Origin of the sequence: Psychrobacillus sp. FSL H8-0484, from assembly GCF_038005325.1 — a bacterium.
In the GTDB taxonomy this organism is placed as follows: Bacteria; Bacillota; Bacilli; order Bacillales_A; family Planococcaceae; genus Psychrobacillus.
Genome location: NZ_JBBOSZ010000001.1, coordinates 3,134,123 through 3,152,378 on the forward strand (window position 1 = coordinate 3,134,123; position 18,256 = coordinate 3,152,378).

Annotated in this window: 12 protein-coding genes; 2 read left to right on the top strand and 10 right to left on the bottom strand. The window is 32.1% G+C overall.

Annotated features, from left to right (window positions below; all coding sequences use genetic code 11):
* Nucleotides 1-253: 253 nt before the first annotated feature.
* Nucleotides 254-1,015, bottom strand: coding sequence for a hypothetical protein (locus MHH81_RS15320; protein WP_340922725.1), 762 nt, complete (start codon nt 1,013-1,015; stop codon nt 254-256).
* 739 nt (nt 1,016-1,754) lie between these two features.
* Here MHH81_RS15320 and MHH81_RS15325 point away from each other — a divergent pair.
* On the top strand, nt 1,755-2,546 hold the full coding sequence (locus tag MHH81_RS15325) for an NERD domain-containing protein (protein WP_340922728.1): 792 nt from the start codon (nt 1,755-1,757) through the stop codon (nt 2,544-2,546).
* The gene (locus tag MHH81_RS15330) at nt 2,524-3,117 is read left to right on the top strand and encodes a hypothetical protein (protein ID WP_340922730.1); all 594 of its coding nucleotides are present in this window, start codon (nt 2,524-2,526) and stop codon (nt 3,115-3,117) included. The genes MHH81_RS15325 and MHH81_RS15330 overlap by 23 nt, the downstream gene beginning before the upstream one ends.
* A gap of 700 nt (nt 3,118-3,817) precedes the next feature.
* On the opposite strand, the gene MHH81_RS15335 is transcribed toward MHH81_RS15330, so the two are convergent.
* The 9 genes from MHH81_RS15335 to MHH81_RS15375 form a co-directional block, all read right to left on the bottom strand.
* Complete coding sequence (locus MHH81_RS15335) at nt 3,818-4,996, bottom strand: NupC/NupG family nucleoside CNT transporter (RefSeq protein WP_340922732.1); 1,179 nt, start codon at nt 4,994-4,996, stop codon at nt 3,818-3,820.
* Nucleotides 4,997-5,602: 606 nt separating this feature from the next.
* The gene (sstT, locus tag MHH81_RS15340; protein WP_340922735.1) at nt 5,603-6,841 is read right to left on the bottom strand and encodes a serine/threonine transporter SstT; all 1,239 of its coding nucleotides are present in this window, start codon (nt 6,839-6,841) and stop codon (nt 5,603-5,605) included.
* Between the two features lie 723 nt (nt 6,842-7,564).
* On the bottom strand, nt 7,565-8,689 hold the full coding sequence (locus MHH81_RS15345) for a DGQHR domain-containing protein (RefSeq protein WP_340922738.1): 1,125 nt from the start codon (nt 8,687-8,689) through the stop codon (nt 7,565-7,567).
* Between the two features lie 17 nt (nt 8,690-8,706).
* Nucleotides 8,707-9,234, bottom strand: coding sequence for a hypothetical protein (locus tag MHH81_RS15350; protein ID WP_340922740.1), 528 nt, complete (start codon nt 9,232-9,234; stop codon nt 8,707-8,709).
* A 541-nt stretch (nt 9,235-9,775) separates the two neighbouring features.
* Nucleotides 9,776-9,892: a cyclic-phosphate processing receiver domain-containing protein gene (locus tag MHH81_RS15355; RefSeq protein WP_445678144.1), complete on the bottom strand. Its 117-nt coding sequence runs from the start codon at nt 9,890-9,892 to the stop codon at nt 9,776-9,778.
* Nucleotides 9,893-10,861: 969 nt separating this feature from the next.
* A complete protein-coding gene (locus MHH81_RS15360; RefSeq protein WP_340922743.1) occupies nt 10,862-11,077 on the bottom strand; it encodes a YdbC family protein in 216 nt (71 codons plus the stop codon).
* Between the two features lie 112 nt (nt 11,078-11,189).
* Nucleotides 11,190-14,144 (bottom strand): type I restriction endonuclease subunit R, encoded by a 2,955-nt coding sequence (locus MHH81_RS15365; RefSeq protein WP_340922746.1) that lies wholly within the window; start codon nt 14,142-14,144, stop codon nt 11,190-11,192.
* A 1-nt stretch (nt 14,145) separates the two neighbouring features.
* A complete protein-coding gene (locus tag MHH81_RS15370; RefSeq protein WP_340922749.1) occupies nt 14,146-15,486 on the bottom strand; it encodes a restriction endonuclease subunit S in 1,341 nt (446 codons plus the stop codon).
* Nucleotides 15,483-17,603 (bottom strand): type I restriction-modification system subunit M, encoded by a 2,121-nt coding sequence (locus tag MHH81_RS15375; protein ID WP_340922751.1) that lies wholly within the window; start codon nt 17,601-17,603, stop codon nt 15,483-15,485. Before MHH81_RS15375 ends, MHH81_RS15370 begins: the two co-directional genes overlap by 4 nt.
* Nucleotides 17,604-18,256: the final 653 nt, after the last annotated feature.

Below are 18,256 nucleotides of genomic sequence, written 5' to 3' on the forward strand. Positions count from 1 at the left end.
ACTATTTTTTAATAATGAAAAAATAAATTAAAGATTTGTTAAAAATTTTTTCTATAAAACTACAACTCCATTTCAGAATAAACATAGATGAGATACAGTAGAAATTTAAAAGCTGTTTCAGATATAAAATCACTTGAGATGCATAAATACAATAGCATTTTCAGAACATTTTATTTCTTAACAATATACTTAGCATCCCCTTAATATCTAGGCCTTTTTTAGTGTCTAGAAACTGCCCATTTTGCAATATATTTTAGAAGAAATTAGTTAATAAATCTTGAACCTTTGATTCATTAATTTTTCTCCCCATAGTATTCATCTTTGGAGAATCGCTTTTTTCATAAAAAAATTGTAATTCACTTTCTGTAATAATGTGTTTCTTGTTCAAGTTTTGAATAAGAGCATATTTTCCATTTTTCAATATTTCATATTCACATTCTGCTACCCGCAAATTCTTCTTTTTTTTGCGATTATCATAAAGGTGATATTGATATTTCCAGTCCTCTATTGTTGCTTTATCTGGCGCAAGTTGTTGCTTTCCTTTTTTAGCTTTTGAGACTACGATACAATAATCTTTACTAATAGCACATTCTGGTAAATCACTTGTGATTAAGTTTGGTGGATGATTTGTTTCCTCTGGGTGTACAGTAAATTTAGATTTTTTAAATGATTCCGCAGCTAATTCATGAGAATCAAAAGTTTTCTTAACTATTAACGAAGCAACTAAACAGTAATGAATTTCAGAAGGATTTTTAATGAAACCTTTCTCTTTACATATTCTCTTATTAATTTTTGTAATATACACATATCTATCGCCTATTGTATAATGCTTTTTAGCTCTACAAAGACCACTTAATAATGGTCGCTTATTATTAGAATAGATATCAAAGAATGGGTCACTACATGGTGATCTATCAGTAAGCATTGGAATTTCTAAATATTTATTTTTATTTGAATATTCATACCACTCATATTTAGAATACCAAGATTCAAAAGTTAAACAAATTGTACGCAAACCTTTCACCTACACTTTCTTAACATTGGAAATAAATTAATAAAATACCTAATATTGCTGTAACTAAACAAGAGTACTATCAAGTGTTAGATGTAAATGTAAGATTTCTTCTATCGTCTATTCAATTTCCATTGATAGCTTATTTGCATTTTTATTCGAACCTTTTTCAATATGTTATAAGATTTTATTTTAATATTTATCGGTAGCACTCTAAATAAATGATATTACTATCTTTCTTTTCAGGTACATCTAATTACCATTCCTTTGATATTCTTCACGATCGAGTATTAGTATTTCGGGTCCATTTTCTTCATAAGATACATACACACTTTTATCATTCAAAATCACTCCTTTTCATTAATTAAATATTTTTTTACTCTATATAATATTTCAATGTTCTCTCATACTCGTTAGTTCTGTTTGCATATGAATGATTAATCTTTCCAATGATTTCTTCATTTAATTGTTTTTCATTGTTATAAATTTTTTCTCAAACATATTAATAAGCCTGTTATTATACTGACTAACTGAGTTGTCTTTCAACTTTTTGGAACTATTAATTATTAAATGCCTATTTTTTTAGGAATTCAATAAACTCCAAACATCTTCCCAACCTTAATTATCATTAATTACACAGAAAACTATCTAATAATAAAATAAATACCTTTACACCTTATTTAAGGATATATTTCCCTATTTACTTATTATAAACTAAAAGTAGTAGAATGGAGGGATGAAATTGTTAGCCGAAATCCATAATAAAATCTCACAAACTGGTAGCAACTTATCAGATCGCCTTGAAGATAAGCTTACCGGTGATTTCTTTGGCACAATTCGATATTTGCCTTTTGAACTCGGTTTAAGGCATGTTTTTGCAACAGCGGAATTTTATCAAAATGAAGCCAGAGAAAATTGGCAAAAATTTATAGAGAATGAAAAAGGATATGCAACTCAAATAGAGTTTTGGCACCGTGAGGAAGAGGGAGAAATTGATGTATTACTTATTAACGACAAAACACTTATTGGTGTTGAAATTAAATATTTGAGTGGCATTTCATCCGATGATCAAGATGATAGAATTGAGCTAGATTACTCAGATAGTTTAAATCAGTTGGCCCGATATTCAAGAATGATTTCAAAACTTTCAAAAGACCGTGACTCGTACTTACTGTTTCTTGCTCCATACGAGATGATGAATACAGTAAGGAAAAATATCTTGAATAGGTCTATTATTTCACCTTCAGTCGAACTTGGATTTATGTGTTGGCAGGATATTCACGAATCGTTACTAAATCTGGATGTTGATCAATTTGAAACAGGACAGCAGCTAATACTCAGCGATTTACAAGCTTTATTATCAAAAAAAGGATTTACTTCCTATAAAGGCTTTAATTCAAATATATTTAATCAACCGATTATGAGAACAGCCTATTCTTTTAAGCATGAAGATTCAATAAGCAATAATATTTGGATCTGGCCAACTAAAACCATTAAGGAGGAACAAGTTTATGAATACAACGCAACCGACTAATGTAGGACAAAATATTTCGAATTCTATTTATGTATTAAAAGAAACTTATAAAAATTTAAATTTATTATTTTCTGAATTAGACAGGATTGCTGAGAAAGAAGGATTTATCCCACTTACTCCAAAATTCTTACGTTGGAAATCAGATTCTGATTATGAAGGTTGGTTAACAAGTAATTTTATTAAATTATATCAAGAAGAAAAAGATTCACCACTAAAACATATTCAAAATTTGAAAGATGGATTTATTTATGGTATTGAAGTTGACCTCGAAGGAGAAGATAACTATCCTACTATTTCATTAACTAGATATCAATTCGATTTTTCAGAATGGAACAGAATTCCAACGATTTCTGATCACTGGATTTTTTGGGATCCATTCAGATTAGATAGATTTTTTGAAATTACTAAAGTTAATGATGTTTGGACAAGCACAACCTTAGAAAAATCAAAAATCCGTTACTGGGGAATGCAAAGTGCAGTATCAATTGAAATTCCGCTAGTTTCAATTACTTCACCTGAAGATATTAGCACTAAAATTTTCCTGGAATTAGAAAATTTACCAAAATTTTAAAACTATACCATCAACATTTATTAAGATAATATTTATTTATTTATTAAATCAAAGGCAGGGTGCGATAATGGCTATTTTCGCACTCTATATGAACTAAAAGGTGTCCTTCCTATAACAACCTTCTCCGTTAATAAAAAGCTACTGTCTTTTATGACTGCTTAAATTCTTTTAGAACTTCGCCGTTAGCTTTTGTTATCTCATAGCATCTTCGCTAATTGTTATGTTTTCTGATTTAGAAACGGTCTTTTAATATCTTCAATTATGTTTTGAACTTTCGTTTCATCAACCTCTGCTTCCACCGGCAAACCTATTGCACACGATACTTCAATATTTTCGTTAACAGTAGCAGCGTCTAACATTATATTTATTGATTCTTTTTTAACTGCTGTTTGCTCTGGAATTGATACTGTTAATTCATTTTGTATTTCAGATAATAAAGTTGGTATTGCGATGAGAGTCTTCGCAGATTATTCTACACCGCCTGCACCAGGGCTATGCATTACTTGCAGCTATACAGCGTTGGCGAACCAAGCCCCTTTTTACGCAATGTTGAGCAGGAGACTTTACTTCCATAATCACATTCAAATAAAAACAGACCTTAGCTTAAATGCTTTGGTCTGTTTTTTTCACTAGTTGTCGTTTAAGATTTTCTCCATATTACCTGAACTCCTTAAACTTCTAGCGGATTTTCTTTTTCTGATTATAGGACAATACTTACAATAATTGCTGTTAATACGCTTACTAATGTTGCACCGTATAAAAGTTTCAAGCCCATTCGTGCTACAACGTTTCCTTGTTTTTCATGAAGACCTTTTACAGCACCTGAAATAATTCCAATGGAAGAGAAGTTTGCAAATGAAACAAGGAAAACGGATATGATTCCGATTGATCGTTCACTCAAATTTGACGCTAAATCATTTAATGAGAGCATCGCTACAAATTCGTTTGTAACTAATTTGGTAGCCATAATACCGCCAGCTGTTACTGATTCTGAAACAGGGATACCCATTAAAATCGCAATTGGGGCAAAGACATATCCAATAATTTCTTGGAACGAGACTCCAAATATCATATCAAATAAGGTATTTACTCCTGCCATTAATGCAACGAATCCAATTAACATCGCCGCAACTATGACTACAACCTTGAATCCATCTAAAATATACTCGCCCAGCATTTCGAAGAAACTCTGTTTTTCTTCTTGCACAACTAGGATATCTTCTTCTTCGCTGACAGTGTATGGATTAATGATTGAAGCAATGATGAATCCTCCAAATAAATTAACCACGATTGCAGTTACGACATATCTCGGTTCAATCATCGTCATATAAGCTCCGACAATAGACATCGATACAGTAGACATCGCTGACGCACTTAGTGTATATAGACGTTGAGGGGATAATTGTCCAAGCTGTTTTTTCACGGTAATAAATACTTCAGATTGTCCAACAATAGCGGATGCTACTCCGTTGTAAGATTCCAATTTACCCATGCCGTTTACTTTACTGATTGCCCATCCAAGCCATTTCATAATGAAAGGAAGAACTTTAATATGCTGCAGAATTCCAATCAGAGCCGAAATGAATACGATCGGAAGTAGAGCAGTTAAGAAGAAAGGAGCTTGTCCTTCATTCGCAAGGCCACCGAATACAAAATTAATTCCTTCATTAGCGAATTCGAGTAATTTTTCAAACCCAGCTGCGATTCCCTCAATAAGAATCAATCCAAATTTGGTATTCAGTAATAAAAAAGTTAAAATTACTTGAATAATGAGCATCTGGATAATTGGTCTGATTTTTATTTCTTTCCGATTGTTACTTGCAACCCAGGCAAGACCCAGCACAACAATTAAGCCTACGATTGAGATTAAATAATTCATTTAATGCCTCCACAAAGTTGTATTATTAGAAGGTCGAACGTCTGACCATTCAACTCACTTAATAAGTATACATTTATAACTTATTATGTCTATATACTATTTATTAAATGTTACCCATGTTGATAAAGAAATATTATATTTTAGGATAGCGTTCCCCATTTTTTTAACAATATGACCGCCACTCATTTGCAGCCTACCTTCAAGTCCAAAGCCTCTTTAACGGTCCATTATCCTTTACCTGAAGAATGCATTCCATGAATCAAGAACAGGTTATCACCAACTAATCCACTTTCAGGAAATGATGATTCTGTGGCAGTTGGAACTCCGTAAGCTTAAATGTTAGAGTTTCTGGACGCGGGTTCAAATCCCGCCGTATCCGTTGCAATATCAAAAAAACAACAATAGTTCTTGTTTCAAGAACAGGTACGTGTGAAATGACACAGGGCGGGTAAATCATCACACAACCAAAAAGCCACGATCACCGAATCATCTTCGGTAATCGTGGCTTTTAAACCTTCATTATTCTCATTCAATCAAATCCATATTTAAATGGAGTCGGTGGATCAATCTCAAGCTTCTATATTCTTTCTACTCTTGTCGTAGTTTCTAAGAATTAGTAACTACTTTACCTACTGTACCTTCTTTACGTTCTTTAGCGTGCTCCGCTGTAGCTGTGAACAGTACGTCAGAAGATGAATTCAGTGCAGTTTCACAAGAATCTTGAATAACACCGATGATAAAACCAACACCAACAACTTGCATTGCAATATCATTTGGAACTCCAAATAAATTACATGCTAGTGGGATAAGTAAAAGTGATCCGCCTGCGACACCTGATGCACCCGCTGCAGAGACAGCTGCAACAACAACAAGCATAAGTGCAGTCACAAAATCAACTTCAATACCAAGCGTGTTTACGGTTGCAAGAGTTAGTACAGCAATTGTAACGGCTGCACCAGCCATATTAATAGTAGCACCTAGAGGGATTGACACTGCATAAGTATCCTCATCTAAGCCAAGTTTTTCACATAATTTCATATTTACCGGAATATTTGCAGCTGAACTACGTGTAAAGAATGCATAAATACCACTTTCTCTTAAAACCATAAAAACAAGTGGATAAGGATTTTTTCGCGTATAGATGAATACGATTAACGGATTCACTACAAGTGCGATAAACAACATACATCCAACTAAAATTAAAATTAATCTACCGTAATCAATTAAAGCAGAAAAACCACTTGTTACTATTGCACTAAAAACAAGCCCCATAATACCAAGCGGTGCTAAATTAATCACCCATTGTACTATTTTAGTGATTGCATCCGAAAAACTACCTATCATGTCTTTCGTGTTTTGATTTGCATTTTTTAATGCAATCCCAAGAACGATTGCCCACATTAATATACCTAGATAGTTAGCATTTATGATTGCATCAATTGGATTGGCAACTATGTTAAATAGTAATGTTTCAATAACTTCCGCAATTCCTTCTGGTGGAGAAAGGTCTTCTGCTCCTGTTGTCAGTGTTAATGTAACTGGGAACATAAAGCTTGCAACTACAGCGACAGCCCCAGCTAGGAATGTACCAATAGCATAAAGACCAAGAATCGATTTCATATTCGTTTTCTTACCACTTTTATGTACGGCAATCGCGTGCATCACTATGAATAATACTAATATTGGTGCAACTGCCTTTAATGCACCGACAAATAAAGAACCGAAAATAGAGACCCAACTTGCGGCATTAGGAACCGTTAAAGCTAAGATAAGGCCCACAATAATACCGATAAAAATCCTTTTTACTAGGCTCACTTGATTCCATTTAACAAATAAATTTTTCATTCTACTATCCCCCAAAATTTTATTAAAACCCCCATGATAAAAAAAGCACAATCACTTCTCCCCATTAAAATAATTTGTACTTATTTTAACTTTAAGTAGACTGATATTTTATTCTAACACAAATTTTTAGAATGTTGTATCGAATTTTTTTGTTATCTTTTGGGATATCTTATGAATACCGTCCATGCGTTAGCTGCAATTTTGGGAGCATATGGACAAGGTTGGGACATAATGAAAACAACAAAAAGCCACAATCACTGAATAATCTTCAGTAATTGTAGCTTTTGAACTTCATAAATAAATCAAAGTCATCTGATGAGTGATTTTATAGAGACGGCGGGAGTTGAACCACCCGCTCCTAAAGGTGCTATAATACCAGCGTTTTTAAGGGTTTATAGCTACTATCGAGAATGTTTGACTACGCTTTTGACTACGTTTAATAGAAAATACAAACATTTTGCGGGGGCAAGTAGTGATTGAAGCTCATTATACTTAGAATTACTACCATATTCCTTATTATAAAATTCATTTCAAGATGAAAAGTTACGGACGATTAAATAATTCATGTTTAATCAAATGCATTTTATCTAAATCTTCCCTACTCCTGTTTTTGTATGGATTTCAATTCATACTGGGTTCGCCACTTGTTTTGTAATCTGCAACCCGTCGCTGCCACATTTTTTTCTTTTGTCCAGTGAGATAAAAACCTCCTAACACCAAATGTTAGGAGGTTTGGCTATGTATTAAGTCTAAATCTAATCTTTCTTTAAATTTTTTATATAAATCAGAAGAAGCTTTTTCTCCACTTGCACCATAATTAGTTGAATTTATCGTAGTATCCATTTCTTTAAGTACTATTAATAAATTATAAAAGTTTTTTTCAGTAAAGTCTCTTTGTGATTCTGCAACCTTAAAAACATCTTTGAACAATAACATTAAAGCATTATATCCTGTGGTTTTAGTTAATAAGCTATTTTTGTTTTTCCAATCCTTTTTAAATATCATACTAATCGCATTAAAATAATTAAATAAAATTTTATACATAGCTGCTTCATTCTCTTGTAAATACAATTTCCAGAATTGAGAGATTGAGCTTTTTGATACTTCAAGTTTATCTATTGAATTAATACCTTCTTTTAGAATCTTCGCACGCAAAAAATGATATCTTCTATCATCGTATATTAGCCCAATAATTGGTTTCGCAAATGCACTTAAACTAATAATTCCTTCTGTTGACAAGTCATCTTTTACTCCCAACAATTTTATTTTATTTCTCCAAGGAGAATCGATATCTTTAGCAAATAAAGTTGTGATTTTTGCAGCCATTTTTCTTGGAGTATAGACTTTATCATGTAATTCTTGAAACATTTGAACTGATGGATTTACTTTAGTTTGTTCTGAATTAATTATAGTAAATATTCTAGCCTGTTCTTCGATTGATAAACCTATGAATATAGATACTACAAGTTCAAAATCAGTATAATTAAATTCTCGAAAACTTTCTAATCTATGTTGTCCATCAATTACGCTAAATGTATTCTCTGTAGCTTTTAAAATCAATGAATCTTTGGATTTTGAAATAACAAACTGTGTTTCTACATTCAATATTATAGAATTAGGAAATGTTGCATCTGGAGACTCAAGATAATCTTGTAAACTTTGAATTTTATTCTCATTAATTTCTCTTTGAATACCTCTATAAATTAATTCATTTTCTTTCGATTGCATTTCAATCATTAAACGGTCAACAGTTGAAATATTATATAAGTCTTTAGCGTTTATTTTAGCTATATAAAAATCGCCAATTGGTTGATGAGTTTCAATAGTTTTCAAATTAATTTGTGACATATTTTTTCCTCCTTTCCTTACATCTTATATTCTGTATTATCAATTTTAACATTACTTGCCTCTCTACTTGTATGAGCCTCATTTTGTATATGTATGTATTCTTTAACATTCCTAAGGTTATAATTCGCTCTAAAAACTATAATTAGTGTAATAATAAAAAATATAGATGTTACTAAATACACTAAATTTAAATCAAAAAAGACATATTTCTTTTCTATTTGAATCGTTAAAATTATACTAATGATTAATGCTACTAAACAGTTAGACAAAATCAAATAAATAATGTCCTTCCTTACCTTGTCTTTAGATAATTCAAAAATTAATATACCAGCTAACATACTTATACCTGTAGTTAATATGACATTTAATATATCTAGTCTTCTAAGTATTTCTAAAAACTCTATCTCATCTAAGCCAAAAATAATAAAAATATTAATTATAATTGATAAGTAAGATATTAATAATAGGAGAAAAATGTTACCTATTTCAATCATACTACCACATAGAAACCACCATTTATTTAACCACCATGATTTTGACCACAACCAAAACACCTCCACTTCATAGTATTATATACTAACAAAGCAAAGATATTAACATTTATATACATAAATTTAGAGTTATTTTTCTCTCCAAAACGCAAATCCAATGCCACAGATTTCCTGATCTCTACAATTATATTGTTCATCACATTCTATACAATCATTTTTCTGCGATTGGATAATTTATTCCGTCAATCACAGATGATTCTATTTTATTGTCAACTGCCTCTACTAGATTCGGCAAAAATTCTTGTATCTTTTTTTCAATCTCATAATCGGTGTTATGAGCGGTTTAAGTATTAACCATATATCTTTAAAAAGGATAATAGGTCCTTCTTCAGCTAAGCATCCATTCGTAAAAAAAAAGAGCTGTTAATCAGCTCTTTTAACCAGAATATTTATTGGGAGTAATGGTATAATGATATATTTCTATATCCTGTTCTATAAAGCCTCTTCTTTGGGCAGCTTTAAGGGTTTGATACATATTTTCTCTTCCAACGCCATTATCGGTATGAATGTAAATTTTATCTGTCCTTAATACTTTTTATCCAGTCGGTAATAAGTTTCCTTCCTCATCTTCTCCTAAATCGTGGTCTAGAGAGAGTAGATGAACCTTATAGTTTACAAGGTAATTTATTGCCTCTTGAACATTTCTTGTAATTGTGTAACCTAAGGGATCTCATTAATCAATAGGATAACCTCATTCTATATTTTCAATATTTTAAAAATTCCTATGTAATTCGCTAAAGCAAACACTGTTCCTTCTTGAAATATTCTGCCGGAACTACCAATTTAAGATTGTTCCTTTTGTATAACAAATATATCATTCCATAAAATGTAGAAATTTATAAAGACGTCTGCAAAATTAGTACCGTAACATTATTAATCGAATTTAATACTTACTCTAAATGATTGTAAATTTATACCTTTTAGTCCTCTATTATCACCAAACATTTTAAATAGTATATTCGAGGAAGTAGCTGTTTTTTAATAAATTTTTTATTATAAAGATCCACTTCAGTAGTGATAACAAACACATTTTCCAATATATGCGTTTCTCCCTGGATTTCAGTTTCTATATCAACAACCCAAACTTTAAATTTAGAAAAAATTAGTAATGGACAGGCAATTATATAATTTAAATTAACTAATAAAAGTATTATAAAGATTATCACTAAAAAACATATATATAAATTAGTAAATTTGCTAAAATCTACAGTGATTAATGGTAATATTAAAGTTAATAAAAAAAACATATAGTCATTATAACCTAGCTTTGAAAACTTCCTTACATTGCTGGTAAGATCATTAATATCTATTTCTTTTTCTATATTCTTGAAAATAACAGTAGGACCCTTTGCCCAAGTTTGTTGTTGCCAAATTTAAACCTCGAAATTTACCTACACCAAAAGAAGCTGGTTTTGCTCTCTGTAATTAAGTATGCTATCAAATAATCTTTATCATAACATATGAAACCCTATAAATTACCTACTAAAATGGGTAAACTCACAAATATAACCATTCTTATAGGAAACTGCTACATTAAGTTTTAGATAAAAAATAACTGAAAGAGTTAATCCCTTTCAGTTAAAAGTAGCATACTGTTACGCCAAGTATTATTTTTATAAATTTAAAGTGATGTGAATGCATCTTTCAACTTATCTAATTCCTCAATAGATAATGTTACACCCTTACCCATTTTCTCGTGATTAGGTGCCCAGTCACGAATATCGTACTTTGGCTCACGACCGTTCCAACTAATAAGGTTTAGTTCTTTTTTCCAGCCTTTTGCTGATTCAGAAAGAACAGCAATGTGTTCTGTGATTTCATATTTTAGTTCTGCCATTGTTTCACCACCACTTAGAAATGTTCAACTGATAGATCACATATATAGTTTATAAGCAATTACTCCAGTTCGTTGGAGAATGCCACCTCTACTTCATTTCTTCTTATAGCTATCAATTTTCAAAATACTCAGCATTGGATTCATTTGCCTCTTTCATTAGCATTTCAAGAAACTGTCCAACGACATAATTTGCCAATCCTTTATCCTTTGATAATTTGTTCATGAACTCAATAGGTGGTTCAGCGTTTTTTAGTAGAGCATCGTCAATACTTTCACGTAGTTTCAATCTTTTAACGTCTTCAATATTGTCAGCTCGCAAGCTCTCCATTAAACTGTTATCTTTTTTTAATGATTCATACATTTCCTTTACTACTTTGTCATCATCATCTAAAGCAATAGCGAACTTATCATTTATTTGTTTCACAATAACTTCTAATCGTTCTTTAGAATCTACTTGTATTGCCTTATGACCGTCGCTTTGCTTATTTTCAAGAGTTGCATCTTCTGGATTAAGAATTATGCTTCCATTTTCTTCTTCTTGTACTCTATATTTATCCATATCAACCATTTGAGTTACTTCAAGTGGTAATGTTGCCTTTTCATAAGGCAAGTATTTGAAAAGTAGCTTCACAAAAAGATAGAACTTTTCAAGGTTAGTATCAATAAAAGTAATGATTTGAGATATGAAAGAATACTGTCTAATATACTTAATAATGTTCTTTCTAAACTTATCCTTGTCCTCTTGTGAAAGTGCAAGATATTTTTCGTCTGCAATCTCCCTAAAGTATGGTGACAGAACTTCAGACTTCACTCTCTTTCGGACAAACATTTCAATGAAATAAGTAACTTTATCTTCACTAAAAACATCCGCTTTTTCTATTTCATACTTTAAATTATATAATTTCTGCGTGTCGGTCGCTTTATCAAGGATGGTACTTTGATAATAATTCTGAAAGTCCTTTTGTATATCTTTATGTTTATTAACAAAGTCTATTATGAATGTATCCTGTTTATTTTTTGTTGTTCTGTTTAATCTGCTTAAAGTTTGAACGGTAGCAACACCCCCCAATACTTTATCTACGTACATGGTATGCAAAAGCGGTTGGTCGAACCCTGTTTGGAATTTGTTAGCAACTATTAATATCTTATACTCTGGTCTTTTAAATTCATTTGCAATATCGCTTACCTTTGGCCCATTCATACTTTCCTCAGTATAATTATCTCCGTCCAAATCAACCGTACCAGAAAATGCAACAAGTGTTTTTATGCCATAGCCTTGTTCGAGAATGATTTTATCAAAAGCTTTTTTATAAAGAACAGCGTGAGCTCTAGAGCTTGTTACTAACAATGCCTTTGCATTTCCCCCTATTTTATGAATGGTTTTTTCCATAAAATGAGACAGCATGATATGACTTTTGGCCGATATAGCAAAAGGGTGTTTGTTTACTTCATTAATAAGAAGCCGTTTGGCTTTTAGTTTTTCAAACTCTCTCCCTTCTTCAGCCTTCTCATTTTCTATCAGTTCGAAATAAGTGCTTTTTGTTATGTAATTATCTAATACATTTAGAATAAAGCCCTCTTCAATGGCTTGTCTCATAGTATATTCATGAAAAGCACGATATCCTGATTTTTGAGTAGCATCAGGAATACCAAACAACTCTAATGTTTTGAGTTTTGGCGTTGCCGTGAATGCAAAAAATGAAAGGTGGGGTAGTTTTTGTCGGCTTGCCATTATTTTTTCTAATTCTTTTTCTACCGTATCTTTCGGATCGCTATTTTCATCATCTTGAGTAATAATATTTATTAAAGCATCATCAGTTGTAAGACTGACCTTTAAATCCTTAACATTTTCACCACTTTGACTGCTGTGTGCTTCATCTACAATAATTGCAAAATGTTTACCGTTTAGATTAGCTATTTCGCTTATGTAGCCAAACTTCTGCAAAGTACTAATGATAATTTTGTCGCCATCGGTTAAAGCCTTGATAAGCTGTTTACTTCCTTGTGTAATTGTTTTTACTGTTCCATTAATTTTCTCAAACTGCTTTATTTGTTTTTGAAGTTGTCTGTCTAATATAATTCGATCAGTAATTACAATAATACTGTCAAAAATCGGTTGGTTGTTTGCATCAAATAAATTGGATAGCTGATGAGCTAACCAGGCGATACTTTTACTCTTACCACTTCCTGCACTGTGTTGAATCAGATAATTTTTGCCTGTACCGGTTTTTTTCACATCTGCTAATAACTCTCGAACACAAGAAAGTTGGTGATATCGAGGAAATATCGTCGTTAATGCTTTTGTTTTTTCATCTTGTTCATAAAATATATAATTATTTAATATCTCAAGTAAGCTATCAGCTTGTAAAATTTTTTCCCACAAGTAACTGCTGCCAAATTTGTCAGGTATAATTGGATTTTTTGTATCACGATTAAACGGAAGGAATCTTGTATTGCCATTATCTAATTTTGTAGTCATCAAAACGGTGTTGTTATCAACAGCAAAATGAACTAAACAATTTTTTAAAAAAGGGTCTTTGCTCTGACGTCGTTTGCTATATTGTTCCACTGCATGGGTTACATTTTGTCCTGTAAATTCGTTCTTTAATTCCAAGGTAATAATAGGGATACCATTTATTGCAATTACTAAATCTATGCTTTTATCCGGAAAGAGTGTACTGTAATGAACTTGCCGAATTACCGAAAAGCTATTTGCTTCATATGTTTTTTGATGTTCAGGATTTGAGCTAGATGAGGGTTTAAATGATATCAATTTTATACTAGCCCCTTGCAAAACAAATCCCTCTCTAATTAAATTAAGGACGCCTCTTTTATCACGCAGTTTGGCATATTCATTAGCAACTGCTTCCATTGTATTAACAGGGAATTGTCTTTCTAACTTCCTCCAAGTCTCTGGTTGGGTATTTCGGATAAATTGCTCTAATAATTCAACATCCAAAACATATTCTAAGTTAAAGTTTTTACTAACACGTGAAGTATAGAGCTTGCTTCCTTTAAGAAAATCATAAACTGTATCTTCAAAATTAATTTCTCTTGTTTGACTCATATTAATCCCCCCTTCTATTTGGTTGCCATTCCCTTACATCAATTTTCCCTGTTACAGTCTTGCTGATTAAGGATGTTTTATATTCTTGCATTAAATCTATTTGTTTTTGATATTTGTGAATAAGATTATTAATAATTGATGTTTCGGTCTTAATATAGTCAATAATATCTATTTGCTCCTCAATTGGTGGAACAGGCAAATGAAGATTCAACAAATCATCTGTTTCGATACTATCAACTGTCGCAACAACTTTTGAGCAGTTAAATAAGATAACATTTGATAACCCCCTGAAAAGCTCAAACAAATAGTTTATGGAGAATCGTTTGTTGGGGATTAAGGCCTTAAGGTCTTGGTTTAAAGTAACTTGAACCCGATTTACCGCAATTGGTAAAGTGTGTTTTAAGATTCCAGACCGAACAACAATAAGAATAGATGGCTCTTTTATTAATATTGTAGATGATTCCTCTAATCCTTTGACTGTAATGTAATCCTCCGCTTTTTCTATTAAATCAGTTTTCATATCTTTCGGTGAGATCCATGGTATATCACCATTCCAATAGCGAGGATTTTCTTTTGAAGGTGTTCCCCCACCCACCATTGATTTTAAGCAGTATTTCATCTTCACCATTTTCCAACCATCCGGTATTTCCTCAATCCAATCAATCCCACTTGGTTTCAATTTAGCATCCGGATTAATGCCTTTTGTTACTGCTTTATATATAATGCTTGCTTTTTGTTCCTTCAACAATTTAATTTGCTTCTGACGATTGGCAATAAAGCTATCTATTTGCCCTGTTTTGTAATCGAGAAAACAGACGATGTTTTGTTGTTCAGATAAATCCCCTATTGGTATTTTCAAATTCCTAACTATGTCCTGTGAAATATTGGGTTGACCTCCACCATAACTAAGATTTATGATGTCATCTTTATTTGCAATAAACCAATAAAAAGCGAATTTTGTATCAATTACTGTAGGTTGAACTAATGCACAACAAGCTTGATTTGTACAAGCTTTGAATTTTGTTATTGCAATTTTTCCAATTGTTGCCCCATACATTGCAACAATGAGAGTTCCTGCTTCATACATTTTCAAAGTGCTATGATCATCAAAAGCTTTTTGAGTAATATACTTAGAAGATTCATTAATATAACTATCGTTTAAATCTCCTGTGTTAATCCAAGGAATAGTGCCATTTTCATAGTATTCTGGCGTCCCTGCTTTTGGTGTAGTTCCACTCCCTATTCGTTTAAACAAACGGCTTACTTTCCATGTTGACCAATGACTAGGAATACTATCCAGCCAATCAGCGCCACTTGGCTTATATGAAGGATACTTTTTCATTTGGCAACCTCTTTAATCACTTTCAACAAGTCTTCAGTTTGCTCTTCAAGGTCTTCAATATCCTTCATAATCAAGCTTAAATCACGCATAGGCTTGTATTCATAAAAGAACTTGGTAAAAGGTATTTCGTAACCAATTTTATCTTTTTCTCTATCCATCCATGCATCAGTGGCAAAAGGCAATACATTCCGTTCAAAATACTCATCTATATTTTCTTTCCATTTAATGCTTTCATTGTCCCGCATATCGCCATCATGCATTGGTTTTTCATCCCAATCACAAATTCTTCCTTTTTGCTCGTGGGCATTATAGGGATCTTCAAAAACAACTTCTGCTTGTTCGTCTTTTTCGCCCAACACATCTCTAAGCATTTTCAACAAAGTTTTATTTGGTTTTCCACCAAAGAATTTTTGGAAAGTCGTAAAGAAGTTTCCATCATTCATCTCTCGGGCTTTCCCTTTAAATGTTTCAAGCACCTTAATTATTTTATCCTGCAAAGCTTTGCCTTTTGCAACATCGGCTTCAGCCTTTACCTTGTCCTTCTTTTTACTGGTAGCCAATGCTATAAACTTGGGATGTTTTTTGAGAGTTTCAATTTTTTCATTGGTTATTTCATATGCCATGCGCAATGGCCGTTCAACCGTTACCTTGGTGTATTTAAAATCTGTTACATCGTAAATCTTACTGATTTCAATTGTTCGCTTTTTTCCGCTCTCTTCTACTTCTATATTGTAATCTTTGTAGGCTTTATAAATCTCTGTAATTAAACTAATACCTTCTTCGCTTATTTCATATTGTTTTTTACCTAAGGACTTTATTTTCTTTGTGAACATTGAATCCATAGCATTTATCAACTGAACTTTATTTTTTCGTTCAGCAGGTTTTTTATTGTTTAAAATCCAGATATAAGTGCCAATACCAGTACCGTAAAAAAGATCTTTTGGCATGGCTACAATACAATCTAGCAAATCGCTAGGCTCGTCCATTATCCAACCACGAATATCACTCCAGCCACTGCCTGCATCGCCGTTAAATAGGGGAGAGCCATTAAATACAATACCAATAGTGCTCCCCTGGGGATTCATTTTACTTATCATATGTTGTAAGAATAAAAACGAACCATCGCTTACATCAGGCGTTCCAGCACCAAAACGGCCATTATAGCCTTTTTCTTCAGATTCATCTTCTACAAACTCTCGCATATTTTTCCAGTCATCGCCAAAAGGTGGATTTGTAAGCATGTAGTTAAAGGTTTTACCTATCAGTTTGTCTTTTGTTATTGTATTTCCGTGTTTAATATTTTCCGCATTTTCACCTTTTATCAACAAATCAGATTTGGCAATAGCGTATGTTTGTTCGTTTATTTCCTGTCCATATACCCATACATCAAGATTTTTATTAATGTTTTGTTGTAAATAATCCTTTGCGGTTGTAAGCATTCCACCTGTCCCGCAACAAGGGTCGTATATGTTTATACCTGCTCCTGCTTTTTGCAGTTTATCAGTTTCATTAACAAACACGAGGTTAACCATTAGTTTAACAATTTCTCTTGGTGTAAAATATTGCCCTGCTTTTTCGTTACTTGTTTCTTTTGACTTCCTAATAAGGATTTCGAAAATAGTCCCCATATCGTGATTACTGACTTTGTCAGGGTGCAAATCAATTTTTGATGAAACAAATTCTTTGGTAACAATTAAAAGTAAATCTTTTCGCAATAATGTTTCGTAAATAGGTGACAGTCCTTTTTCTGGTCCACCACTAAAATTAAGTAAAATGTCTTTGATATTTTCGCTGAAGCCATTTAAATAAGCTTCAAAATTTACCCCAATATTATTAATATCTTTTGTTAGTCCAACCAGAGTATAGTCCGACTTATTATAAAAGTTCTGTCCAGAAGCTTGCTTCAATAGCCTATCAAGGACTTCGGATGATGCCTTGTCCTTAAATTTATCGTATGCTTGTACTACTTTCTCGTGAGTTTCTTCCAACACGCAGTCAATACGTCTCAATAAAGTAAAAGGTAGGATTACATCTTCGTAATCTTTCTCTGCATATTCGTCTCGTATGTGCTCTTTAATACTCCAAATAAATTCAGATATTTCGTTGTGTCTTTCCAATTTCTTCGACTCCTATTTTTTATCCCGAAATACTATTTCGAGTGATAATATTTTCTATTCACAACCTATTGACTAACATATTTAACCCGTAGCTATTTATATGTATTGGTTGGCATTATGTAATCCATATATATATGAGTACTTACTAACCAAGATGTTCAAATGATTTCTCCAGCAACGACTACTTCCCTGTAATTGAATCTGTTTTTTATTAAAAATAATTTACGGTTGTCCTTAAATTGTATCAAATAATTAGAAACTGCACACTGCAAGCTAAAATATATTTAAATACCTATTGTTTTGTATGACTTATTAATATTGACTATCTACTTACTAAATATTGTTGATAAACAGATTTATCTCAAAACAATTTCGCAGAGACCTTTTTCTATTATCCCTAAAGTTTAGCAATAAATTTAATAGAAATTGTAAAGGACAAATACTTATTCTCTCACAATGTCATATTCAACAAATATCCTCTATTACTAAGAGTCACATAATACCATTTATAATTAGATAAATATATTAGAGTATTATGGGAATCACCAAAAATGTGATTATAATTTCTTATAATAAAAAGACCGCCCGTAATCGATGTTATGGGCGGTTGCTTTCTAGCAGATCTTTTAACATCGGCTAAAGTGTAAGCAAGT